A 22,546-nucleotide genomic window follows, 5' to 3' on the forward strand; every position below is an offset into this window, starting at 1 on the left:
GCATAGCTGATGAAACTGACCGCCAAGTTGACCGCATTAACCCTGTGCATGGGGCTTGCCGGGCAGGCACTGGCCACCGAACTCAAGCACTGGCCCGGCGACCAGGCCAGGCAACTGGACGCCATGATCGCCGCCAACGCGAACAAGGGTAACTTCGCGGTCTTTGACATGGACAACACCAGCTACCGCAATGACCTGGAAGAAGCGCTGCTGCCGTTTATGGAAAACCGCGGCCTGATCACCCGGGACAGACTCGACCCGTCGCTCAAGCTGATCCCGTTCAAGGACACGGCCGACCATAAGGAAAGCCTGTTCAGTTACTACTACCGCCTGTGCGAAGTGGACGACATGGTCTGTTACCCGTGGGTGGCCCAGGTGTTTTCCGGTTTTACCCTGCAGCAGCTCAAGGGCTATGTGGACGAATTGATGGCGTCAGGCAAGCCAGTACCGGTGACTTACTTCGAGGGGGATGTGGTCAAGACCTCCGAGGTGCAGCCGCCCAAGGTGTTTACCGGGCAGGTGGAGCTGTTCAACAAGCTGATGGAGAACGGCATCGAGGTCTATGTGATGACCGCCGCCTCGGAAGAGCTGGTGCGCATGGTCGCGGCTGACCCCAAGTACGGCTACAACGTCAAACCGCAGAACGTGATTGGCGTGAGCACGCTGCTCAAGGACCGCAAGACGGGCGAACTCACCACCGCGCGCAAACAGATCAGCGCTGGCACCTACAACGAAAAAGCCAACCTGGGCCTGGAGCTGACCCCATACCTGTGGACCCCGGCCACCTGGATGGCGGGCAAGCAGGCGGCGATCCTGACCTATATCGACCAGTGGAAAAAACCGGTGCTGGTGGGCGGAGACACGCCGTCCAGTGACGGCTACATGCTGTTTCACGGTGTGGACGTGGCCAAGGGTGGCGTGCACTTGTGGATCAACCGCAAGGACAAATACATGGCGCAGCTGGAAGGGATGATGGCCAAGAATGCGGCGGCGCAAGCCAAAGAGGGGTTGCCGGTAACAGCGGACAAGAACTGGGTGATCGTCAAGCCGGATCAGATCCAGTAATTCCTGTGGGAGCGGGCTTGCCCGCGATGCAGGCGGCGCCGTCTGCCTGCATGACCACGGCGATGCCATCGCGTGCAAGCCCGTTCCCACAAAGGTGTGGTGCAGGTCATAAAAAATCCCGGCACATGGCCGGGATTTTTGTTTAACGCATTGGCTTACGGCACCAATTTGTCCAACAGCGCCTTATCACGCACCGCGCCTTTGTCGGCGCTGGTAGCCAGCAAGGCGTAGGCCTTGAGGGCCGTGGTGACTTTACGCGGACGCACTTCCACCGGCTTCCAGCCTTTCTTGTCTTGCTCAGCGCGGCGTGTCGCCAGCTCTTCGTCGCTGACCAGCAGGTTGATCGAACGGTTCGGAATGTCGATCAGCACTTTGTCGCCGTCCTGCACCAGACCAATCGCGCCGCCCGCAGCCGCTTCAGGTGAAGCATGGCCGATGGACAGGCCCGACGTGCCGCCCGAGAAACGACCGTCGGTGAGCAGTGCGCAGGCTTTGCCCAGACCTTTGGATTTCAGGTACGAAGTCGGGTAGAGCATTTCCTGCATGCCCGGGCCGCCTTTCGGGCCTTCGTAACGGATGATCACGATGTCACCGGCCTGCACTTCGTCTGCCAGAATGCCGCGCACGGCGCTGTCCTGGCTTTCGAAGATCTTGGCGTTACCTTCGAACACGTGGATCGACTCGTCGACCCCGGCGGTTTTGACCACGCAGCCATCCAGCGCGATGTTGCCGTACAGCACGGCCAGGCCGCCTTCTTGCGAGTAGGCATGCTCGACACTGCGGATGCAGCCGTTTTCACGGTCGTCGTCCAGGGTGTCCCAGCGCGTTGACTGACTGAACGCGGTTTGCGTCGGGATACCGGCCGGGCCTGCACGGAAGAATGTGTGCACGGCTTCGTCGTCAGTCTGGGTGATGTCCCATTTGGCGATGCCTTCAGCCATGGTCTTGCTGTGTACGGTCGGCAGGTCGGTGTGCAGCAGGCCGCCACGGGCCAGGGAACCGAGGATGGAGAAAATGCCGCCGGCACGGTGCACGTCTTCCATATGGTACTTCTGAATGTTCGGCGCCACTTTGCACAGCTGTGGCACGTGGCGCGACAGGCGGTCGATGTCTTTCAGGTCGAAATCGATCTCGGCTTCCTGGGCCGCGGCCAGCAAGTGCAGGATGGTGTTGGTCGAACCGCCCATGGCGATGTCCAGCGTCATGGCGTTTTCAAATGCCTTGAAGTTGGCGATGTTACGCGGCAGCACCGACTCGTCATTCTCGACATAGTACTGGCGGCACAGGTCGACGATGGTGCGGCCGGCCTGCAGGAACAGTTGCTCGCGGTCGCTGTGGGTGGCCAGAGCCGAGCCATTGCCCGGCAGGGCCAGGCCCAGGGCTTCGGTCAGGCAGTTCATCGAGTTGGCGGTGAACATGCCGGAGCACGACCCGCACGTCGGGCAAGCACTGCGCTCGTACTCGGCAACCTTCTCGTCAGAAGCGCTGGAGTCGGCGGCGATGACCATGGCGTCTACCAGGTCCAGACCGTGGCTGGCGAGCTTGGTCTTGCCCGCTTCCATCGGCCCGCCCGAAACGAAAATCACCGGGATGTTGAGGCGCAACGAGGCCATCAGCATGCCAGGGGTGATCTTGTCGCAGTTGGAAATGCACACAATGGCGTCGGCGCAGTGGGCGTTGACCATGTACTCCACGGAGTCGGCGATGATTTCGCGGCTTGGCAGCGAATACAGCATGCCGTCATGGCCCATGGCGATGCCGTCGTCCACGGCAATGGTGTTGAACTCCTTGGCCACGCCGCCAGCGCGCTCTATCTCGCGGGCAACCAGCTGGCCCATGTCCTTGAGGTGGACGTGGCCGGGTACGAACTGGGTAAAGGAGTTGGCAATGGCGATGATCGGCTTTTTAAAGTCGGCATCTTTCATCCCCGTGGCGCGCCACAAAGCGCGGGCGCCGGCCATGTTGCGGCCGTGGGTGGAGGTTTTCGAACGATAGTCAGGCATGGAACAACTCCGGGCGGCTAATCAGGTAACAAACAGGGAAGTGAGCTTCTAATGACTGACGGATCACACAGAAAATGACTACGTATCCGCGAGTTGCCGTAAACGCTGCGGGATCGCCGCGCGCCGGGGCTTGAGCTCATAAACCCGCCGGGGATGATTGGCGATGAATGAGTTGATTCTACACGGCTGGCGGGCGGAGGGAATGGGCAGGGCAGTTGCTCCTGAACACAAATGAGCGACTCGCAGGCCCAGCACTTGCGGTTGGCGGTTAATCTGGGCGTTGGGCAAGAAGCAGCCCGACTTTATGTAAGAAAGCACTATTTTGCGAACTGACCGCGCCATTTTCTGAAAATCACGCAATAGTGTTGGGATGATTTTTCAGTGGGGACTCTAAATGCTAACCCTCAACCGCTCTGTCAAAACCAGCCTGGCCATCGGCCTGATACAGGGCTTGCTGCTCTGGCTGGCAAGTACGCTGACCGACCCTGGGGTCAGGGTTGCCCTGGCCACTGTCGTGCTGGTGGGTGGCATCAACCTGCTGCTGTTGGGTGACAACGTGCGACAGCGCGGCACTGCCTGGCTGGTGGTCGGACTCACGGTGGTCATGGCGGCAATCAGTACCTGGGTGTTTGTGGACGGCGACAGGCAGCTGTTCAACAACCGCTGGCTGACGGGCAGCTGGACGTTCTTTTCCCTGGTGATTGCTTACGTCTGCACGGTGTTCATCCTCAGCTGGCCAACCCGCGAAGGGCGCTATCCGCGTTATGAAGATTTGTTCCGCCATGCCTGGGACACGGTGTTTATCGTATTGCTGGGCTTGTTGCTGAATGTGGTGTTCTGGGGGCTGCTGCTGTTGTGGGGCAACCTGTTCAAGATGCTCGGGATCGTGGCGCTCAACCGGCTGTTTTCAACCGAGGGGTTTATTTGCGTCAGTTCGGCAATGGTGTTTGCCCTCGGCTTGAACATGGGCCGTGAGAACGACCGGATCATTGGCCTGCTGCGCGGTATTTTGCTGACACTGTGCCGTTTCCTGCTGCCTCTGGGGGCGTTGATTGCGATTGTGTTCACTTTCGCCTTGCCCTTTACCGGGCTGGAGCCCATCTGGAATACCGGCTATTCGACACCCATCATGCTGTGGCTGGTGGCGGTCAATCTGTTTTTGCTCAATGGCGTGTTCCAGGACGGTGCCCAGGGCAGCGGGTACCCGGTCTGGCTGGTGCGTGTGGTCGACCTGTGCCTGCTGTGCTTGCCGGTGCTGGTGCTGCTGGCGGGGTATTCAACGTGGCTGCGCATTGCGCAGTACGGCCTGACACCTTCCCGGGTGTTGGCAATCCTGCTGGTGGCGGTGATTTTTGCCCACTGTGTGGCGGCCGTCTGGGCGGTAGTGGTGCCACAGCGCCAGTGGCTATGGAGTGTGCGTCGCACCAACCCGGTGATTGCGCTGCTGACGGTTGCGCTGTTGCTGGCAATTCATACACCGTGGTTCAGCCCGTTGAAAATCAGCGCCAGCAACCAGGTTGCCCGTGTGCTGAGCGGCAAGACCCCGGTGGATATGTTTGACGCCGATACCTTGCGCTACCGCCTGGGCCAACCCGGTGAGCAGGCGTTCAGCGCGCTGCTGGCGCAAGTGGAGCAAGGGCAGGTACTGACGCAAACCGAGCGTCAGGCCTTGCTCAAGCGGCTCAAGAATGCCGACACCGGTAAAGGCAAACGCGCGCCCAAGGAGAAAGCCCTGGAGTGGATCGGCCCTGAAGTGGCGGGCAGCGAACAGTTTGAAGCGTCGGACTTTGGCAAGCAGACCTGCGAGAAACCGGGCTGTGTGCTGTGGGCGGTTGATCTGGATCGGGATGGGCAAAGCGAGGTGCTGCAGTTGCCCAAGCGGGGCTGGGTGAGGTCGCTGGACTTCTTCAAGCGTGATGCGCAGGGTAAATGGCAGTTGGCGGGTACGTTCGAGGTCGATGGCAATGCGCTGGAGCTGATCGAGCAGATCCGTGAAGGCAAGGCCAAGGTGGTGGCGCCGCGATATCAATCGCTGTTGATCGATGGCGTGGAGCTGAGCCCAAACCCCAAGGCGCAGTAAACGCAGTGGGGGCGGGCTTGCTCGCGATGGTGGTGACTTACCCCATCGTTCTAATCGCGAGCAAGCCCGCTCCTGCAAGGAGCGGGCGTTACATCAGCTGTTAGGCAGCAAACGGCAGGTGATGCTCTTGATGTAGCGGGTTTCCGGGATGGCCGGGTGTACCGGGTGGTCCGGGCCCTGGCCACCGCGCTCCAGCAGTTGCATGTTGCGGTCCAGGTGACGGGCGCTGGTCAGCAGGATGTTTTGCAGGTCGTCTTCCGGCAGGTGCATCGAGCACGATGCGCTGACCAGAATGCCGTCCTTGTTGAGCAGGCGCATGGCCTGCTCGTTCAGGCGGCGGTACGCGCCTTCGCCGTTTTTCAGGTCTTTCTTGCGTTTGATAAAGGCAGGCGGGTCAGCCACGATCACGTCGAAACGTTCTTCGTTGGCCTTCAGCTCTTTAAGGGCCTCAAACACGTCGCCTTCCATGCAGGTGACTTTCTCGGCAAAGCCGTTCAGCGCTGCGTTGCGCTCAACCCCGTCGAGGGCGAAGGATGAGGCGTCGACACAGAACACTTCGCTGGCGCCAAAAGCACCGGCCTGGATACCCCAGCCGCCGATGTAGCTGTACAGGTCCAGTACGCGCTTGCCCTTGACGTACGGGGCCAGGCGGGCGCGGTTCATGCGGTGGTCGTAGAACCAGCCGGTTTTTTGCCCGGCGATCACCGGGGCTTCGAATTTCACGCCGTTCTCTTCCAGTGACACCCACTCCGGCACCAGGCCGAAGACGGTTTCAACATAACGCTCAAGGCCTTCGGCATCACGCGCAGCCGAGTCATTCTTGAACAGGATGCCGCTTGGCTTGATCACTTGCACCAGGGCTGCGATCACGTCGTCCTTGTGCTGCTCCATCGTGGCCGAGGCCAGCTGGACCACGAGGATATCGCCGAAGCGGTCAACCACCAGGCCCGGCATCAGGTCGGAATCGCCGTAAACAAGGCGGTAGTAAGGCTTGTCGAAGAGGCGCTCGCGCAGGGACAGGGCCACGTTGAGGCGGTGTACCAGCAGCGACTTGTCCAGAGGCAGCTTGATGTCGCGCGACAGCAGGCGTGCACAGATCAGGTTGTTGGGGCTCATGGCAACGATGCCCAGCGGCTTGCCGCCGGCGGTTTCGAGTACCGCTTGGTCGCCGGCCTTAAAACCGTTCAGCGGTGTGGCGGCTACATCGATTTCGTTGCTGTAGACCCACAAGTGGCCGGCGCGCAGGCGTCGATCGGCATTGGCTTTAAGGCGCAGGCTTGGCAGGGACATGACGTCGCTCCGGGTATTGAAAAGGGCGCGATTATAGCCTTAGACGCGCCCCGGAGGCGTGGCTGATTCACCGCATTGCGTCGGATCGCGGAGCCAGTGGCGCAGAAATTTCCGTTAGAATTGCCAGCTATTCCAGAGTACGGAGCCTCCATGCCTGAATTACCTGAAGTCGAAACCACTCGCCGTGGCATCGCCCCGCACCTTGAAGGGCAGCGGGTCAGTCGGGTGATTGTGCGCGAGCGGCGTTTGCGCTGGCCGATCCCTGAGGACCTCGACGTGCGGTTGTCGGGGCAGCGTATCGTGCTGGTGGAGCGCCGGGCCAAGTACCTGTTGATCAATGCTGAAGTCGGGACGCTGATCAGTCACCTGGGCATGTCGGGCAACCTGCGGCTGGTGGAAGCCGGGTTGCCCGCGGCCAAGCATGAGCATGTGGATATCGAGCTGGAGTCCGGGCTGGCCCTGCGCTACACCGACCCGCGCCGGTTCGGGGCCATGCTCTGGAGCCTTGACCCGCTGAACCATGAATTGCTGGTGCGCCTGGGCCCGGAGCCGCTGACCGATCTGTTTGATGGCGAGCGGCTGTTTCAGCTGTCGCGCAAGCGTTCGATGGCGGTCAAGCCGTTCATCATGGACAACGCCGTCGTGGTGGGGGTGGGCAATATTTACGCGACCGAGGCGCTGTTTGCTGCCGGCATTGATCCGCGTCGCGCTGCCGGGAGCATTTCCCGGGCGCGCTATTTAAAGCTGGCGATTGAGATCAAGCGGATTCTGGCGGCCGCCATCGAGCGCGGCGGCACCACATTGCGCGATTTTATCGGCGGCGACGGCCAGCCCGGTTACTTTCAGCAGGAGCTGTTTGTGTACGGTCGCGGGTATGAACCGTGCAAGGTCTGCGGCACCGAGCTGCGTGACGTCAAGCTGGGCCAGCGCGCCAGTGTGTTCTGCCCGCGTTGCCAGACGTAGCCCCCCGTCCTGCGCTGAACTCTTGTGGGAGCGGGCTTGCTCGCGATGCAACCACCTCGGTCGAACGGGTCGATCGCAGTGAATCTATCGCGAGCAAGCCCGCTCCCACACAAATCGCATAGACGATGAATCAGGCCTTCCCGGTAATCGCCCGGTACTTTTCCATCAGCTGTTCTTCGGTTTCCGGGTGGGCTTCATCCAGCGGGATGCAGTCAACCGGGCACACTTGCTGGCATTGCGGCTCATCGTAATGGCCGACGCACTGGGTGCACAGGTTGGGGTCGATCACATAGATCTCTTCGCCCTGGGAAATGGCAGCGTTCGGACACTCGGGTTCGCAGACGTCGCAGTTAATGCAATCGTCGGTGATGATCAGGGACATGGGTACTCCGGCCGGGGCGCTCGGCCCGGGCAACTGAAATCGAATGCGTCAATTGTGCCGCATTGGCGCCCGCAGTGCACGCGGGCGCCGCTTCAGTGGTTATTTCTTGCGAAAACGCTCGGTCAGGGCATCGGCCACAACCGGGTGCACAAACTTGGTGATATCGCCGCCTAATGCCGCGATTTCCCGCACCAATGTCGACGATATAAACGAATAACGCTCCGACGGCGTGAGGAACAGGCTCTCCACATCGGGGGCCAGTTGGCGGTTCATGTTCGCCAGCTGAAACTCGTATTCGAAGTCCGACACGGCACGCAGGCCACGCAGGAATACATTGGCATTCTGTTCCTTGGCAAAGTGCGCGAGCAGCGTCGAGAAACCGACCACCTCGACATTGGGCAGGTGTTTGGTGACTTCACGAGCCAGCTCCACCCGCTGTTCCAGAGGGAATAGCGGGTTTTTCTTGGTGCTGGCAGCGACAGCAATGATCACATGGTCAAACAGGCGCGAAGCGCGTTCGACCAGATCGCCATGGCCCTTGGTAATAGGGTCGAATGTACCTGGGTACAACACTCGGTTCATCGCGTCGTCCTGGCGGGAATCCGTTGGGGAGTCGGATGGTATCGCAGCATTCCCGGTCGGCCAAGTCGCCATTCGCAGAAGAAAGCACTATAGACGCGACGAAATAACTGCTTTTTCATGAATTTTTAAGGCGTTCAGCCAGTCGCGTTGCCAGTTTTGCTGTCAGCCCATATACCGACAATTGTGGGTTGGCGCCTATGCTGGTGGGGAACAACGAGCCGTCATGGATGGACAGGTTTTGTAATTGATGATGGCGCCCAAGGCTGTCGCTGACGGCCATTTGCGAATTTTCCCCCATCGCACATCCACCCATTACATGGGCGCTGGCCAGGCGGGTGCGATACAACTCAAGGCTCAAACTGTCGATCAGGTCACGGGTTGCGCGCAGGCGGGTGGTGTAGCCAGCATCGCTGTGCAGCGGCATCACCGCGCTGGCGCCTGCGGCAAACTGGATTTCGGCCATGCTGTGAAACGCGCGCTTGAGGCCCTCCCAACCATAGGGTGTGAGGCTGTAATCGAGCACGGGGGTGTCATCGCTGCGTAACTGCACATGGCCGCCGGGGCTGTCGGGGTGAAAACCGTCGCGCATCAGTGCCAGCATCATATGGGTGTTGGGTAGTTGTGCCATTTGTGCGGCGCTGGTCTGGCCAACACCGGCAAACAGGGTGGCGGCCAGGGCCGGGTGCAAAGGCGGGACTTCGAGTTTGTAGCCCATTGGGCCTGTGACGCCGTCTTTCCACTGAAAGTGATCGGAGTAAATCGACTGCGGCGCTCCGTAAAAAGGGTTAATGGCAGTAGGAAATTGCGCAGCCGAAAAGTTGACCAGATGGAGAAACGTCCGTTTACCCAGTTGTTTGTACGGGTCGGGTGCGTCGGAACGCATTAGCAGGCCGGGTGTATTGATGCCGCCGCCTGCCAGTACATAGTGTCGGGCCTTGACCGTTATTGTGCGGCCCGTGGGCGCTACGCAGCGGCTGTCCATAGCCTGACATTGCAGGCCGGTGACCTGCTCGCCACTGATCTGCAGTTTCCAGGCGCGGGCCAGGTAGAGCAGTTCGCCGCCATTTTCGAGGGTGGCGGGAATGGTCGTGACCAGCATCGATTGCTTGGCGTTGGTGGGGCAGCCCATGCCGCAATAGCCCAGGTTCCAGCAGCCGCGTACATTGCGCGGGATCACATGCCAGCTGTAACCGAGCTTTTCGCAGCCGCTGCGGATCACCTCGTTGTTGGCGTTGGGCGGCACTGCCCAGGGGGCGACACCCAGGCGCTGCTCCATGCGCTCGAACCACGGTGCCATTTGTTCGGCACTGTGCCCCGCCACGTTGTGTTCGCGGGCCCAGTGCTCCAGCGTCGGGGTTGGCGTGCGAAAGCTTGAGGTCCAGTTGACCAAGGTGGTGCCGCCCACGGCCCGACCTTGCAAAATGCTGATGGCGCCGTCCTTGCTCATGCGCCCGACACCTTCCTGATACAGGCTGGCGTAGGCTTCGTTTTCGAGAAGTTTGAAATCGCTGCTGGTCTTGAGCGGGCCTTCTTCGATCAGCAATACCTTGTAACCCGCAGCACTGAGGATCTCTGCCGTGGTGCCGCCGCCTGCACCGCTGCCGACAATGGCAACGTCAGCCTCCAGGGTCAGGTCGCTGTCGAGGCGGGAGCCGTCATGGGTTTTCCAGCCTCGGGCCAGGCCTTCTCGGAACGGATCGGGTACAGGCATAGGAAGTACTCAAAATGAGTGTGAGATATCTCTGTGGGAGCGGGCTTGCTCGCGATGGCATCAACTCAGCAGGTCTGAAGTACCGCGTTGCCTGAATCGCGAGCAAGCCCGCTCCCACGGGTTTTTTACAGCTTGGGTGGCCCTGGGTAGCCGCAGGCGCCCCAAGACTGCGGGCACTCGTACCAGCTCATCATCACCAGTTGCACCAGCGAGCCGTGGCCCATTTTCAGCAGGCTCAGGCTGCTGTTTTGCCAGCGCTGCAGGAATGACTCAATCTGTTCGGGGCTGGCGTTTTCCCAGCGCCCCCACACCCCGGTCAACGGCCCGCGTGTTGCAGGCATGGCCAGTACGTCGAACAGTTGCTGGGTCAGGGTCAGCAGCGCGGGCGACAGGTGGTTGAGGTTGTCGTCCAGTGTGTCGAGTGTGGCCTTGACCGCGCCGGGCATTGCTGGCGCGGTTACGCTGGCGGTGAGCATCACCGGGATCAGCGCACGCAAGAACGCCAGGTCACTGCTGCGCAGAACCGAGAACCCTCGGGCGCTGCTGCTGGCGGAACAGCCGCTGAGGCTGGCACCGAGCCCGGCAGTGGCCAGTAATACACTGGCCACTGCGCCGATCTTCAAGACCCCGCGACGTGAAATCAGGGCGTTTTCGACACTGTGTGCTGGCATGGCCAAGGCTCCGCTAGCGGATAAACAGTTTCTGGATGATGCCTACCAGCTTTCGGCCATAGGGCGGGTAGATCAGCAAAGCGCTGTTCAGGCGCTGTTTGACCAACACCCCCTTGGCCTTGCTGAAGGTCAAAAAGCCTTCGTGACCGTGGTAATGGCCCATGCCCGAATGGCCGACACCGCCAAAGGGCAGGTCGTCGATGGCCACATGCAGCAGTGTTTCGTTGATGCTGACCCCGCCCGAGTGGGTGTTGTGGATAACGGTCTGTTGTTCGGCCTTGTTGTAGCCGAAGTAATACAGTGCCAGAGGGCGGTCTCTGCGGTTGATGTAGGCCATTGCCTGATCCAGAGTGGAGTAGGGCACAACGGGCAGTAGCGGGCCGAAGATTTCATCCTGCATGACCTGCATGTCGTCATTTACATCCAGCAGCAGGGCGTGGGGCATACGCCGCCCCTGGCCCTGTTCATACAGCGGGATCAGACGTGCGCCCTTGAGGGTGGCGTCGGTTTGCAGCCGTTCCAGGCGCGCCAGCTGCCGGTCGTTGATGATTGCGGTGTAGTCCGGGTTGTCGGCGAGCGTCGGATAAAAACTGAGCACGGCCTGGCGATAGGCGTCGACAAAACCCTCAAGTCGATTCTGGGGGACCAGCACATAATCCGGGGCGATGCAGGTTTGCCCGGCGTTCAGGGTTTTACCCCAGGCGATGCGCTGGGCAGCGTCTTTGAGCGGTACATCGGCCGACACGATGGCGGGAGATTTACCGCCCAGCTCCAGGGTGACCGGCGTAAGATTTTCAGACGCGGCGCGCATCACCTGTTTGCCCACATGGGTAGAACCGGTGAACAGCAAGTGATCGAAGGCCAGGCCGGAAAACGCGACCGCTACTGCTGCCTCGCCCAACACCACGGTGACCATGTCGTCGGGGAAGATGCGCCCCAGCAAATCCTTGAGCAAACTCCCGGTGGCCGGGGTGAATTCGCTGAGCTTGAGCATGACCCGGTTGCCCGCCGCCAGTGCCCCAACCAAAGGGCCAATGGCCAGGTACAGCGGGTAGTTCCACGGCACGATAATCCCTACCACGCCCAGCGGCTGGTACATCACTTTGGCACTGGCGGGCGCGAACATCATGCCTACGCGGCGTGATGAAGGTTTCATCCAGCGCTTGAGGTGCCTGAGGGTGTAATCGATGCTGTGCAGGCACGGCATCAGCTCGGCAAACAGGGTTTCGTCGGGGCTGCGGTGGCTGAAATCCTGGCTGATGGCGTCGATCAGCACCTCGCGCTCGCGGCTCAACAGTTGGCGCAGGCTTTTTAGCCATTGCTGGCGCTGTGCAAGGGGCGGGAACGGATGAGCGGCGTAGGCCTGGCGCTGCTTGTCGAGCAGGGACTGGATATCGTCCGGTTGGAGCGAGGCGTCGTGAAGGTGGGAACTGTCGACAGACATAGTGGCTCCAGGCGTTTTTTATCGGTTTTTATCGTTGCAGAGCAGTCATGTTTTTAGAGCCTATGCTCTAACTTGTCAATTGCAGGCCTGCCCTCCGTGTTGTTTATCGTTTCAAGGTTAGGCCGTAAGATGCCTTTCGTTTTTAATTTAAGCGCAAGCCCATGGCCATACGACTAAAAACCAGCCAGCGCATCGCCAATAGCAGCCTGGAACTTTTTAACCAGCTGGGTGAACGCAGTGTCAGCACCAACCACATTGCGGCCCACATGGAAATTTCGCCGGGCAATCTGTATTACCACTTCCCTAACAAGCAGGCGATTATCTCGGTCTTGTTCAGCGAGTACGAGGCACTGGTATTGAGCTTTTTGCACCCGCCGCAAGGGCGGTTGCCAACCGTTGCCGACAAGCGCCAGTACTTGCAGCAACTGCTGGACGCGATGTGGCGTTACCGGTTTCTGTACCGTGATATCGAACACTTGCTGCACAGCGACACGGAACTGGCCATCCGCTATCGACGTTTCTCCCAGCACTGCCTCACTCAGGCCCAGGCCATTTACGCCGGGTTTGTCGAGGCTGACATCTTGCGCATGACCCCCCAGCAAATTGAATCCTTAAGCCTGAATGCCTGGATTATTCTTACCTCCTGGGTAGGTTTTTTATGTACCACCCGTGACAGCAGTGACCAGCTCAGCGAACAGGCCATCAAGCGCGGTGTGTACCAGCTGCTGGTGCTGGAGTCGGGTTTTGTCACCGAGCAGGCTCGCGAAGCCGTCGATGAGTTGATCAAGGAATACTACGTCCCCCTGGAACATGCGTTGTACGCTCAATAACCGCATTTCACCCCTCACAGGAGTCCACTATGCCCGTTGCGCAACTGATCAGCCCGCAAGCCCTGAATGAACGTCAGGCGCAGCCCGGCCTGGTTATTCTGGATTGCCGCTTTGCCCTTGAAGACCAGGACTACGGCCGCTGCAGCTATGCCGAGGGGCATATTGCCGGTGCGCAGTTTGCCGATCTTGAACGCGACCTGAGCGGGCCTGTGATCAAGGGTGTAACCGGCCGCCACCCGCTGCCCGACCCGCGTATCCTGGTTGAGCGACTGCAAGCCTGGGGCATCAATGCCGACAGCGATGTGGTGCTGTATGACGATGGCCCGGGTGCTTTTGCCGCTCGTGCATGGTGGTTGCTGACCTGGCTGGGCAAGCGTGACGGCGTGTTTATCCTTGATGGCGGCCTCAAGGCCTGGCATGGCGCGGGCTTCCCGCTGAGCCTGGATGCCGCCCCGACGCTGCGCGGGACGTTCGAAGGCAAGCCCGACAGCCATATGTTGCTGAGTGCCGAAAAACTGCAAAAGCGCCTCGGCCAGCCGGAGCTGACCCTGATCGATGCCCGTGCCCAGCCGCGTTTTCGCGGTGAGGTCGAGCCCATCGACCCGATCGCCGGGCATATTCCGGGTGCGCAATGTGCGGCGTTCAGCGAAAACCTCGACAGCAGCGGGCGCTTTTTGCCTGCAGAGCAGCTCAAGCAGCGTTTTGCCGAGAAACTTGCGGGCCGCTCCCCCGAGGAGTTGGTGGCCTATTGCGGCTCGGGCGTGACGGCGTGCCATAACCTGTTTGCAATGGGCTTGGCGGGCTATCCGTTGGGCAAGCTTTATGCGGGCTCGTGGAGTGAGTGGATCAACGATCCGGCGCGGGGCATTGCCATCGGCGATTGACGTGCGCAGTACACAACACCTTTGGGAGCTGGCTAGCCTGCGATGCCAGCAACGCGGTTTAACGGATAGACCGTGGCGTCTGAATCGCGAGCAAGCCCGCTCCCACAGCATGTGTGCAGATTTCAGCGGTTCGAGTTGGCACTGGCCAAGCGGTATGCACCGGGGCCAACGCCGTAGACCTTCTTGAATTGCCGGTTGAGGTGGCTCTGGTCGGCAAAGCCCAATTGCGTCGCCACCTCTAATGGCAAACAGCCCTGTTGCAGCAAGGCCCGGGCATGGGCGATACGTTGCTGCATCAGCCAGGTGTGCGGCGGCATGCCGGTGGCGCGCTGAAATACCCGGGCAAAGTGGAATGGCGACAAATTGACCGCTGCGGCGAGTTCTTCCAGTGAAGGCGGCTCTGCCAGGCGGGCTTGCAGCAGTTCCTTGGCCCGGCTGACGGTGCGGTGTTCGACCCCGGGCTTTGCTGGCAATGGCAGGCGGGCATGGCGGTTAAGCAGGGCAAGCATCATCTGGCGCCATGCCGTTTGTTGCTGCAGTGCAGTCTCTGGCCCTTCAAGCAATTGATGCAACTGGAACAACCCGCGAAACAGATCGCAGTCGTACAGCAATGTGTCATTGAAGGTCGGCAAGTGGCTGGCGGGCAGTTCCAGTTCTTCCAGCAGCTGTCGGATTTGCGCATTGTCCGGGTAAAAAGCCCGGTAGCGCCAACCCGCATCATGGCCTTTGTGACCATTGTGCACTTCGTCCGGGTTGATCAGCACCAGCGTGCCGGTGGCGGCCAGATGCTCGGCACCGCGATAGCGATAACGCTGGGCGCCTTCGATAATCATGCCGATCACAAAACCATCATGCACATGGGGCACGAAGCGGTGTTCGATATAGCGCGCCGTCAGCAGCTCCACGCCCGTCAGGGGTGGCGTTTGCCAGAAGCGGATCGACTCACCCTGTTCTGCGTCCATTACGCAGATTCAAGCCGCAGCGCGGCCAGCCATTGCGGGATTCTGCGCTCAAGGTAATACCCTGGCCTTCCTGGCGAGCCTTCCAGAAATCCGACATGGCCGCCCTTGGCGTGCAATTCCAGTTGCGTGCAGGGCGATAGCTCGCTGGTTTCGGGAATACTGTGCTTGAACACGAACGGATCGTCCGTGGACTGGATAATCAGTGTCGGTGTATCGATGGTCCCCAGAAAGTAGCGGCTGGAGGCGCGCCGGTAGTAGTCATCGACATTCAGGTAGCCGTTGAGAGGTGCCGTTACGCGGTCATCGAACTCCCAAAAGGTACGCATTTTGCTCAGGGTTTTGACCGAGCCCAGCTTGGTCAGGCTGGCCAGGCCTTCATGTCGGGCGTCGAGCTGGAACCGGTGTTTTTTGTCTTTGACGTAAGCCAGCATCTCGCGCATGAAGTGGGCTTGATAGACCCTGGAAAAGCCCAGGCCGATCCGGTCGGCACACTGGTCAAGCCGGAACGGCACCGACACCGCCACAGCACCGCATAAACCGCTGTCACTGCCGCTTTCGCCCAGGTACTTGAGCAGCACGTTGCCCCCCAACGAATATCCCACGGCATACAGCGGGGCCAGGGGGTGTGCGGCGCGTATATGGGCCACGGCCTCGGCCAGATCTTCGCTGGCCCCCGAGTGGTAGCTACGGGCCAGTAAATTGGGCTCGCCCGAGCAGCCTCGCCAGTTCAGTGCGGCGCTGCTCCAGCCGCGTGCAGCGAGGGCATTTTGCAGCCCCAGCACATAGTGCGAGCTCGATGACCCGGTCAGGCCGTGCAGCACCAGTACCACCGGTGCATGGGCTGATGATATGCCGTGCCAGTCCAGGTCGAGAAAATCGCCATCCTTGAGCCAGATACGTTCACGTCGATGTTCAATGGCGGGTTTGGTGCGCCACAACGGCCCCCATAGTGTCTGGATATGGGGGTTGCCCAGGCCCGTAGCCGGAGTAAACGGCTTGAGGGGTAAAGCATGGCTGTCTGAAAAAGGCACGGTGGTTCTCATCGGATGACAGGTACGGCGGTTGTCTAAATTGCCACATCATGGCCTGACGCCCAAGTGTTGCGTGCAGGCCGCGGGGTTATCGGTTGGCTGGCATGCAGCTTTGCGCCGTTACTGTCTGCGGTGCTATGGGATCCGGCAGGGGTTGTTGTACAACGTCAGGCCCGACGGTCACGCTGACCCAGCCGTCAGCCCTGAGGTGGCGGTTCATGGCCGCCTTGATCTGCTCACGGGTAAGGGCCTGAATCTGCCGGTTTTTGTAGTCGAAGGTCAGGGGCTGGTTAAAACGGCCGATGATGGACAGCTCATTGCGCATCTCCAGATTGCTGGCCGTGTGCTGGGGCAAGGCACGCAGCAGGTGCTGCTTGACGTCGTTGAGCTGTATTTCGCTGGGCCCTTCTTCCAGGTACTGGGCAAACAGGGCCTTGATCCGGGCCAGAGCACCTTGGCTGTAGCGTGAGGGGGTATTGAGGCTGATGACCCAGGGCGCCGGGCCTTGTGCGTTGGGAATGTCCGATAGCACGCCGTAGGTGATGCTGCGATCCTCGCGCAGATCGCCGTTGAGAATGTGGCTGAACATGATGTTCCCGGCACGGATGGCTGCCCAGTCAGGGTGCTGGGTGGGCACTGCGTTCTGGGCCATCATCAGCAGGGTATGGCTGGCCTCATCTTCGATATGCACGGTTTTGCCGCGGGTAGACGGGGCTGCCACTGCGTATGGCCGGGTCAGTGCCGGCCCGGCAGGCAAGGCGTTGGCCAGTGAGCGGCTGAGGGTCTGTGCCTGTTGCAGGGTCAGGTCGCCGACGATCACGATTTGTGCGTTGGCGGCGGTATAGGCTCGGCGATAGAAATTCACCAGTTGAGCTTGATCAATGCGCTCAAGGCTCTCGGCCGTACCGTACCTGGAGCGGGCGACCGCTTGCCCGGGGTACAGCTCGTCGTAGATCAATGTGCGCGCCAGGGCGTGGGGGTCGTCGTGGTCTTTTTTGAGCTGGGTGAGCAGCTCGTTTTTTACCCGGCGCTGACCTTCGACGGTAAAGCCCGGCCGGGCGAGCATCTCGGTGAACAGGTGCATGGCCGGTTCGCGGATGTGCGGGGCGCTCAAGCTGCGCAGGGTAAAAAAGCTCTGTTCCTTGCTGATGCCGTTGCCCAGGGCCACGCCCAGGCGATCAAACCCCTCGGCCAGGGCATTGGCGTCCATGAGTGCCGAGCCTTCGTTGAACAGGCTCAGCACGGTGGCGGCCAGGCCGGGTGAGTCGCCATCCTGGTTGCTGCCGGCGGCAAAGCTGATCTGTAGATCGAACATGGCCAGGTTGTGGTTTTCGACAAACAGCACCCGGGTGCCTTGAGCCAGTTTCCAGGCCTTGATGGCTGGCAGGCGAGTGACGGGGGCCGTGGGGCTTAACTCAAGCAACGATTGCAGCTGTGGCGCGGGCGCCTGCGCCTGTGTGCGAGTACAGAGCGTGACCAGGGCGAGCAGCAGGGCGGCGTACAGGGCGCATCGGGCTGCGACAGGCAGGGGCTTATTCAGATTCATGGCGAGACTCCTTGGGCAGCACATGGCTGACGGTCATGCGGTCGCGGGTCAGGAAGGTTTGCGCGGCGTGGCTGATGTCTTCGGGGGTGATTGCCTTCAGGGTCTGCAGGCGCTTTTCGTCGTACTCCGGTGACAGCCCGGCAATGTCCAGTTCGCCCAGATACAGGGCCAGACTTTGCAGGTCGTCCCGGTTGAACACCTGCCGGGCAATGATCCGCGTGCGGGCGCGCTCAAGGTCACTGCTGGAGGGCGGTGTGTGTTTCAGTGATTCGAGCACTTCCCAGATACGCGCTTGCACCTCGCTGAGGGTTTTGATTTTTTCGAGGTTGAGGGTGGCGGAAATACTGAGCAGCACATCACCGCGACTGATGCCGCTGTAGTGTGAGTCGACGCTGATGACCAGCTCTTCACCGCGCCACAACCGGCTTTTGAGTGCCGAGCTGTCACCGCCTCCCAGCACCTCGCTGAGCAGCTCCAGTGCGGCTGCCGTATGGGGCTCGGTCTGGGTGCTCAGGCTGGGGACGTTGAATGTCATGCTCAGGTTGGGGATTTGATGGTCGATGTACTGGGTGATGCTGCGCTCACCTGGCGCTGCGAGTTCGAGCGGGGGTTTGATTGCAGGCAATTGGCGCTGGGCAATCGGGCCGAAAAAGCGGGTGGCCAGCGCCTTGACCTGCCCGGCGTCGATCGCGCCGACGATGATCAACGTGGCGTTGTTGGGGGCATACCAGCTCTGGTACCAGTGCTTGAGTTCATCGACATGCATGCGTTCGAGATCGTGCATCCAGCCGATCACCGGGCTGCCAGAGGCGCTGGCAGGAAATGCCAGGCGCTGGGGCAACTCCAGGGCCCGCTGCTGGGGGTCGTTGTCGACGCTTTCGCTGCGTTCGCTTTTGATGACTTCGCGTTCACCCTCCCAGTGCACGGCGGACAGATGGGCGGTGCTCATCTGGTCGGCCATCACTTCAAGTGCGACGGCCAGGGCGTAAGGTGGCAGGGTTTGAAAGAAAAGTGTGGCATCGCTTTGCGTCGCCGCATTGTCGGAGATGCCCAGGCTTTGAAAGATGTGATCGGACTCCGCCGGGCAGAGTTTGCTGCTGCCTTTGAACACCATATGTTCCAGGGCATGGGACAGGCCGGATTGGCCCGGCGGCTCATAGCTGGAGCCAACCCGGTACCAGAGTTGGGAATGCACCACGGCGGCGCGGTGGTCTTCGTGGACGATGACCCTGAGGCCGTTGTCCAGGGTGAACCGGTGAGTGGAGGGTTCGCTGCTGGCCAGGGCCGTCAGCGGTTGCAACACAAGGCCGAGAGCCAGCCCGGCGAGGGGGTGTTTCATGGTAGGTGTCCTGACGAGTAAGCGTCAGAACAGATTGGGCTTGGGAGGGGGGAGGCGGGCGTTACATAGATATCGTGGAGCGAAAAAATATGTAGTCGCTGCCTGCGGCAGCGGCTACATGTTCGTCAGGCTTGTGTTGCTTCGCGCTGCCACAGGGCGTAGTTCACGCCACCGGCTTTTTGCTCGCGGTGCAGGCGCCAGTTGGCAGGCAAGCCCAGCTCGGACGGACGCAACTCGCTTTCGGTGTAGACCCAGGCGTCTTCGGTCAGCCAGCCGCGTTGCTCGAGCAGATCACAGGCAGGCTTGAGCAGGTCCTTGTTGAACGGCGGGTCGAGGAATACCACGTCAAAGGTTTCGCTCGGTGTGGCATCCAGATAACGCAGGGCGTCGGTCTGCTGCACCTGGCCAACGGTGCAGCGCAGGATGCCCATGTTTTCGCGGATGTTGGAAATCGCATCGCGGTTGCTGTCCAGTGCCACGCCCTTGGCTGCGCCACGGGACATGGCTTCAAGGAAAAGCGCACCGCTACCGGCGAAAACGTCCAGTACCCTGGCGCCGCCGATATGCGGAGCCAACCAGTTGAACAGGGTTTCACGCACGCGATCGGGCGTAGGGCGCAGGCCCTCTACATGGGGGAAGTCCAGCTTGCGGCTGCGCCATTCCCCGCCAATGATGCGTAACTGACCCGCACCGGAGTGCGATGTGTTTTTTGGCTTTGCCATTAATGCTCCGGAACCCCAAGAGGTTGCTCTGAAGGTTTGTCGGTAGGTGGTGGCAGTGGTTTTTGCGGCACGGTTGGGCCGGCGGTCACTACGACCATTTTGTCGGCGCTCAGGTGCTTGTTCATGGCGTCCTTGACCTGTTCGGTGGTCAGGTCCTGGGACTTCTGCATGAAGGTTTCCAGGTAATCCAGGGGCAAATCATAAAAGCCCATTGCGCCAAGTTGGCCGACGATGGCGGCGTTGCTGGCAGTGGACAGCGGGAAGCTGCCAGCCAGTTCACGCTTGGCATCGTCGAGTTCTTTTTGCGTCGGACCATTTTTCAGGTAGTCGGCCAAAATGTCTTGCACCAGTTTGAGCGTGCCTTCGCTCAGTTCGGCACGGGTCTGCAGGTTGATCATGAACGGGCCGCGAGCCTGCATCGGGCTGAAGCCGGAGTACACGCCGTAGGTCAGGCCGCGTTTTTCACGGACTTCAGTCATCAGGCGCGTGCCGAAACCGCCACCGCCCAGGATGCTGTTGCCCAGCGCCAGTGCGGCATAGTCGGGGTCGTCACGGTCGATACCCAGTTGCGACAGCAGCAGGTGGGTCTGTTTGGACGGGAACTCGATATGGGTTTCGCCAGCCTTGGGCTCGCTCGGCTGCACGGTCTTGGCAACCGCCGGGCCTTTGGGCAGCGCGGCGGACACCTGGGCCGCGATAGCCTCGGCTTCAGCACGGGACAGGTCGCCAACGATCGCGATCACCGCATTGCCAGCAGTGTAGGCCTTGTTGTGGAAGGCCTTGAGCTGGTCGATGGTGATCGAAGTGATGCTTTCAGCCGTGCCATCGCTTGAGTGGGCATACGGGTGGTTGCCGTACAGGCGCTTGAACAGCTCATTGCTGGCCAGTTTGCCGGGGTTCTGTTTCTGGAACTCGAAGCTGGCCAGTAGCTGGTTCTTGATCCGCGCCAGGGAGTCTGCGGGGAACGTGGGCTTGCCCACCACCTCGGCAAACAGATTGAGCGCCGGGGTGCGTTTATCCACATCGCTCAGGCTGCGCAACGAGGCCACGGCCATGTCGCGGTAAGCGCCATTGCTGAAGTCTGCGCCCAGGCCTTCAAAGCCCTGGGCGATGGCGCCGACATCCTTGCCGGCCACGCCTTCGTTAAGCATGGCGTTGGTCAGCAAGGCCAGGCCGGGGGTGTTGTCGTCCTGGCTGCTGCCGGCGGCGAAGGTCAGGCGCAGGTCGAACATCGGCAGTTGCCGGGCTTCGACGAACAGTACTTTGGAGCCTTCGGCGGTTTTCCAGGTTTGCACGTTCAGCGCGCGGTGGCTGGGCGCCTTGCCGTCGAGCTCGGCCAGGGATTCGAGCTTGTGCTCGGTCTTGGCCTGGTCCAGCGCCTGGCTGGCAACCGATTGCTCAGGGTTGGTCAAAAAATAGCCGAGTGCGCCAACCAGTATGGCGGCGCTCAGACCGAGCAGGGCGTAGCGGGGGCCTTTACGCTCACTCATGGGTTTTCTCCTCGGGCAGTACATGCGCAACGCTCAGACGGTCGCGAGTGAAATAGGTACGGGCAGCTTGCTGGATATCGGCCGGGGTGACCTTCTGCAGGTCGGCCAGTTCGGAGTCCATCAGCTTCCACGACAGGCCGACGGTTTCCAGCTGGCCGATCGAAGTGGCCTGGCTGGTGATCGAGTCGCGCTCGTAGACCAGGCCGGCAATCACCTGGGCTCGCACACGCTCCAGCTCTTCAGCGGTAGGCGGGGTTTTTTTCAAGTCGTCGAGCAAGCGCCACAAGCCGGCATCAGCCTGGGCCATGGTGACTTTTTTCTGGCTGTTGGGCATTGCCGAAAGCATAAACAGGCTGTCGCCACGGGTGAATGCGTTGTAGCTGGACGATGCGCCGGAGACCAGTTCTTCACCACGCTCCAGTTGCGTTGGCATGCGTGCGCTGTAGCCGCCATCCAGCAGCGCGGAAATCAGGCGCAGGGCATTGGCGGTGACAGGGTCTTTGGCAGTCGCGATGCTCGGTACGTTAAAGCCCAGCATCAGGCTTGGCAGTTGGGTCTGAACGTGGATCTTGAGCAGGCGCTCACCCGGGGTGGGCAGCTCCAGCGGGATTTTCGCGACAGGGATCTCGCGTTTTTGCACCTTGCCGAAGTAGCGCTGGGCCAGGGCTTTGACTTCGTCCGGTGTCACGTCCCCGACAACCACCAGCGTGGCGTTGTTGGGGGCATACCATTCTTCGTACCAGGCGCGCAGTTCACCAACGCTCATGCGCTCCAGGTCCACCATCCAGCCGATGGTCGGGGTGTGGTAGCCGCTGGAAGGGAAGGCCATCGCGCTGAACAGCTCGTAGGCTTTGCTCATGGGCTGGTCGTCGGTCCGCAGGCGGCGCTCTTCCTTGATGACTTCGATCTCGCGCTTGAATTCTTCAGGCGGCAGGCGAAGGCTGGCCATGCGGTCGGCCTCAAGTTCAAAGGCCACGCCCAGGCGGTCGCGGGCGAGCACCTGGTAATAGGCGGTGTAGTCATCGCTGGTGAAGGCGTTTTCCTGGGCGCCAAGGTCGCGCAGGATCAACGAGGCTTCACCGGGGCCAACCTTGTTGCTGCCCTTGAACATCATGTGCTCAAGGGCGTGGGACAGGCCGGTCTTGCCGGGCGTCTCATAGCTTGAGCCCACCTTGTACCAGACCTGGGAAACCACCACAGGGGCGCGATGGTCTTCGCGCACGATGACCTTGAGGCCATTGTCCAGGCGGAATTCGTGGGTGGGCTGCGGTTCGGCCGCCAGGGCCGAAAGCGGTAATAAAACTGTGCTGAGCAACAGGCCAGCAGCGCGGCGGGCTAGATTCATTCGTTTTTTAACCTGTTGGGCTACCCGTTCGGCCTTAGCGTCTGCGGGTGAGGAGGTGCTAGGATACTGATCCGTTTTACTGGCGGCCACGCCTATCAGGCCTTTGACGATCAGACGACGTTTGATCGGGCAGTATAGGAGCCCGCTTGGAAGTGTGGATGTATCCCGGTAAATTTCGCATTTTTGCCGACTTTCCCGTGACAGAC

19 protein-coding genes are annotated in these 22,546 nt (G+C 60.7%); 5 read left to right on the forward strand and 14 right to left on the reverse strand.

Going from position 1 to position 22,546, the window contains the following annotated elements; genetic code table 11:
* Positions 1-9: 9 nt before the first annotated feature.
* Entirely contained in the window at positions 10-1,065 is a 1,056-nt protein-coding gene (locus AB3G35_RS04195) for a haloacid dehalogenase-like hydrolase (protein ID WP_369782328.1), read from the forward strand.
* 155 nt (positions 1,066-1,220) lie between these two features.
* Here the strand turns inward: AB3G35_RS04195 and ilvD are convergent, their stop codons facing one another.
* Positions 1,221-3,068 (reverse strand): dihydroxy-acid dehydratase, encoded by a 1,848-nt coding sequence (gene ilvD / locus AB3G35_RS04200; protein ID WP_106115638.1) that lies wholly within the window; start codon positions 3,066-3,068, stop codon positions 1,221-1,223.
* A gap of 394 nt (positions 3,069-3,462) precedes the next feature.
* Between ilvD and AB3G35_RS04205 the strand changes: the two genes are divergently transcribed.
* A complete protein-coding gene (locus tag AB3G35_RS04205) occupies positions 3,463-5,148 on the forward strand; it encodes a DUF4153 domain-containing protein (RefSeq protein WP_106115637.1) in 1,686 nt (561 codons plus the stop codon).
* 93 nt (positions 5,149-5,241) lie between these two features.
* Here AB3G35_RS04205 and AB3G35_RS04210 read toward each other — a convergent pair whose 3' ends face one another.
* Positions 5,242-6,438 (reverse strand): class I SAM-dependent rRNA methyltransferase, encoded by a 1,197-nt coding sequence (locus AB3G35_RS04210; RefSeq protein ID WP_016782615.1) that lies wholly within the window; start codon positions 6,436-6,438, stop codon positions 5,242-5,244.
* A 150-nt stretch (positions 6,439-6,588) separates the two neighbouring features.
* On the opposite strand from AB3G35_RS04210, the gene mutM reads away from it, so the two are divergent.
* Positions 6,589-7,401 carry a bifunctional DNA-formamidopyrimidine glycosylase/DNA-(apurinic or apyrimidinic site) lyase gene (gene mutM, locus AB3G35_RS04215; RefSeq protein ID WP_016782614.1) on the forward strand — a complete coding sequence of 271 codons (813 nt, stop codon included), beginning with the start codon at positions 6,589-6,591 and terminating at the stop codon, positions 7,399-7,401.
* Positions 7,402-7,531: 130 nt separating this feature from the next.
* On the opposite strand, the gene AB3G35_RS04220 is transcribed toward mutM, so the two are convergent.
* From AB3G35_RS04220 to AB3G35_RS04240, 5 genes are all read right to left on the reverse strand, one after another.
* The gene (locus AB3G35_RS04220; RefSeq protein ID WP_016782613.1) at positions 7,532-7,783 is read right to left on the reverse strand and encodes a YfhL family 4Fe-4S dicluster ferredoxin; all 252 of its coding nucleotides are present in this window, start codon (positions 7,781-7,783) and stop codon (positions 7,532-7,534) included.
* 99 nt (positions 7,784-7,882) lie between these two features.
* The gene (coaD, locus tag AB3G35_RS04225; protein WP_016782612.1) at positions 7,883-8,365 is read right to left on the reverse strand and encodes a pantetheine-phosphate adenylyltransferase; all 483 of its coding nucleotides are present in this window, start codon (positions 8,363-8,365) and stop codon (positions 7,883-7,885) included.
* A 115-nt stretch (positions 8,366-8,480) separates the two neighbouring features.
* Entirely contained in the window at positions 8,481-10,076 is a 1,596-nt protein-coding gene (locus AB3G35_RS04230; RefSeq protein ID WP_016782611.1) for a GMC family oxidoreductase, read from the reverse strand.
* Positions 10,077-10,201: 125 nt separating this feature from the next.
* The gene (locus AB3G35_RS04235) at positions 10,202-10,747 is read right to left on the reverse strand and encodes a twin-arginine translocation pathway signal protein (RefSeq protein WP_369782329.1); all 546 of its coding nucleotides are present in this window, start codon (positions 10,745-10,747) and stop codon (positions 10,202-10,204) included.
* Between the two features lie 13 nt (positions 10,748-10,760).
* Positions 10,761-12,191 (reverse strand): coniferyl aldehyde dehydrogenase, encoded by a 1,431-nt coding sequence (locus tag AB3G35_RS04240; protein WP_369782330.1) that lies wholly within the window; start codon positions 12,189-12,191, stop codon positions 10,761-10,763.
* 161 nt (positions 12,192-12,352) lie between these two features.
* On the opposite strand from AB3G35_RS04240, the gene AB3G35_RS04245 reads away from it, so the two are divergent.
* Both AB3G35_RS04245 and AB3G35_RS04250 read left to right on the forward strand, forming a co-directional pair.
* On the forward strand, positions 12,353-13,021 hold the full coding sequence (locus tag AB3G35_RS04245) for a TetR/AcrR family transcriptional regulator (protein ID WP_016782608.1): 669 nt from the start codon (positions 12,353-12,355) through the stop codon (positions 13,019-13,021).
* Positions 13,022-13,050: 29 nt separating this feature from the next.
* Positions 13,051-13,905 carry a sulfurtransferase gene (locus AB3G35_RS04250; protein WP_369782331.1) on the forward strand — a complete coding sequence of 285 codons (855 nt, stop codon included), beginning with the start codon at positions 13,051-13,053 and terminating at the stop codon, positions 13,903-13,905.
* 122 nt (positions 13,906-14,027) lie between these two features.
* On the opposite strand, the gene AB3G35_RS04255 is transcribed toward AB3G35_RS04250, so the two are convergent.
* The 7 genes from AB3G35_RS04255 to AB3G35_RS04285 form a co-directional block, all read right to left on the reverse strand.
* The gene (locus tag AB3G35_RS04255) at positions 14,028-14,867 is read right to left on the reverse strand and encodes an AraC family ligand binding domain-containing protein (protein WP_369782332.1); all 840 of its coding nucleotides are present in this window, start codon (positions 14,865-14,867) and stop codon (positions 14,028-14,030) included.
* Positions 14,867-15,910: a hydrolase gene (locus AB3G35_RS04260; protein WP_050901297.1), complete on the reverse strand. Its 1,044-nt coding sequence runs from the start codon at positions 15,908-15,910 to the stop codon at positions 14,867-14,869. The genes AB3G35_RS04255 and AB3G35_RS04260 overlap by 1 nt, the downstream gene beginning before the upstream one ends.
* Positions 15,911-15,986: 76 nt before the next feature.
* Positions 15,987-17,444: a pitrilysin family protein gene (locus AB3G35_RS04265; RefSeq protein ID WP_203304344.1), complete on the reverse strand. Its 1,458-nt coding sequence runs from the start codon at positions 17,442-17,444 to the stop codon at positions 15,987-15,989.
* Positions 17,431-18,783 carry a M16 family metallopeptidase gene (locus AB3G35_RS04270; protein ID WP_369782333.1) on the reverse strand — a complete coding sequence of 451 codons (1,353 nt, stop codon included), beginning with the start codon at positions 18,781-18,783 and terminating at the stop codon, positions 17,431-17,433. The genes AB3G35_RS04265 and AB3G35_RS04270 overlap by 14 nt, the downstream gene beginning before the upstream one ends.
* A 125-nt stretch (positions 18,784-18,908) precedes the next feature.
* Positions 18,909-19,505, reverse strand: coding sequence for a 16S rRNA (guanine(966)-N(2))-methyltransferase RsmD (gene rsmD, locus AB3G35_RS04275; protein ID WP_016782604.1), 597 nt, complete (start codon positions 19,503-19,505; stop codon positions 18,909-18,911).
* On the reverse strand, positions 19,505-20,995 hold the full coding sequence (locus tag AB3G35_RS04280; protein ID WP_088378733.1) for a pitrilysin family protein: 1,491 nt from the start codon (positions 20,993-20,995) through the stop codon (positions 19,505-19,507). Before AB3G35_RS04280 ends, rsmD begins: the two co-directional genes overlap by 1 nt.
* Positions 20,988-22,340 (reverse strand): pitrilysin family protein, encoded by a 1,353-nt coding sequence (locus tag AB3G35_RS04285; RefSeq protein WP_016782602.1) that lies wholly within the window; start codon positions 22,338-22,340, stop codon positions 20,988-20,990. Before AB3G35_RS04285 ends, AB3G35_RS04280 begins: the two co-directional genes overlap by 8 nt.
* Positions 22,341-22,546 lie beyond the last annotated feature (206 nt).

The organism is Pseudomonas sp. WC2401 (assembly GCF_041200115.1).
Taxonomy (GTDB): domain Bacteria; phylum Pseudomonadota; class Gammaproteobacteria; order Pseudomonadales; family Pseudomonadaceae; genus Aquipseudomonas; species Aquipseudomonas fragi.

Excerpts from the sequence above, each read along its gene's own strand:
- AB3G35_RS04195 (WP_369782328.1), top strand. The coding sequence starts at position 10 with ATGAAACTGACCGCCAAGTTGACCGCATTAACCCTGTGCATGGGGCTT.
- ilvD (WP_106115638.1), bottom strand. The coding sequence starts at position 3,068 with ATGCCTGACTATCGTTCGAAAACCTCCACCCACGGCCGCAACATGGCC.
- AB3G35_RS04205 (WP_106115637.1), top strand. The coding sequence starts at position 3,463 with ATGCTAACCCTCAACCGCTCTGTCAAAACCAGCCTGGCCATCGGCCTG.
- AB3G35_RS04210 (WP_016782615.1), bottom strand. The coding sequence starts at position 6,438 with ATGTCCCTGCCAAGCCTGCGCCTTAAAGCCAATGCCGATCGACGCCTG.
- mutM (WP_016782614.1), top strand. The coding sequence starts at position 6,589 with ATGCCTGAATTACCTGAAGTCGAAACCACTCGCCGTGGCATCGCCCCG.
- AB3G35_RS04220 (WP_016782613.1), bottom strand. The coding sequence starts at position 7,783 with ATGTCCCTGATCATCACCGACGATTGCATTAACTGCGACGTCTGCGAA.
- coaD (WP_016782612.1), bottom strand. The coding sequence starts at position 8,365 with ATGAACCGAGTGTTGTACCCAGGTACATTCGACCCTATTACCAAGGGC.
- AB3G35_RS04230 (WP_016782611.1), bottom strand. The coding sequence starts at position 10,076 with ATGCCTGTACCCGATCCGTTCCGAGAAGGCCTGGCCCGAGGCTGGAAA.
- AB3G35_RS04235 (WP_369782329.1), bottom strand. The coding sequence starts at position 10,747 with ATGCCAGCACACAGTGTCGAAAACGCCCTGATTTCACGTCGCGGGGTC.
- AB3G35_RS04240 (WP_369782330.1), bottom strand. The coding sequence starts at position 12,191 with ATGTCTGTCGACAGTTCCCACCTTCACGACGCCTCGCTCCAACCGGAC.
- AB3G35_RS04245 (WP_016782608.1), top strand. The coding sequence starts at position 12,353 with ATGGCCATACGACTAAAAACCAGCCAGCGCATCGCCAATAGCAGCCTG.
- AB3G35_RS04250 (WP_369782331.1), top strand. The coding sequence starts at position 13,051 with ATGCCCGTTGCGCAACTGATCAGCCCGCAAGCCCTGAATGAACGTCAG.
- AB3G35_RS04255 (WP_369782332.1), bottom strand. The coding sequence starts at position 14,867 with ATGGACGCAGAACAGGGTGAGTCGATCCGCTTCTGGCAAACGCCACCC.
- AB3G35_RS04260 (WP_050901297.1), bottom strand. The coding sequence starts at position 15,910 with ATGAGAACCACCGTGCCTTTTTCAGACAGCCATGCTTTACCCCTCAAG.
- AB3G35_RS04265 (WP_203304344.1), bottom strand. The coding sequence starts at position 17,444 with ATGAATCTGAATAAGCCCCTGCCTGTCGCAGCCCGATGCGCCCTGTAC.
- AB3G35_RS04270 (WP_369782333.1), bottom strand. The coding sequence starts at position 18,783 with ATGAAACACCCCCTCGCCGGGCTGGCTCTCGGCCTTGTGTTGCAACCG.
- rsmD (WP_016782604.1), bottom strand. The coding sequence starts at position 19,505 with ATGGCAAAGCCAAAAAACACATCGCACTCCGGTGCGGGTCAGTTACGC.
- AB3G35_RS04280 (WP_088378733.1), bottom strand. The coding sequence starts at position 20,995 with ATGAGTGAGCGTAAAGGCCCCCGCTACGCCCTGCTCGGTCTGAGCGCC.
- AB3G35_RS04285 (WP_016782602.1), bottom strand. The coding sequence starts at position 22,340 with ATGAATCTAGCCCGCCGCGCTGCTGGCCTGTTGCTCAGCACAGTTTTA.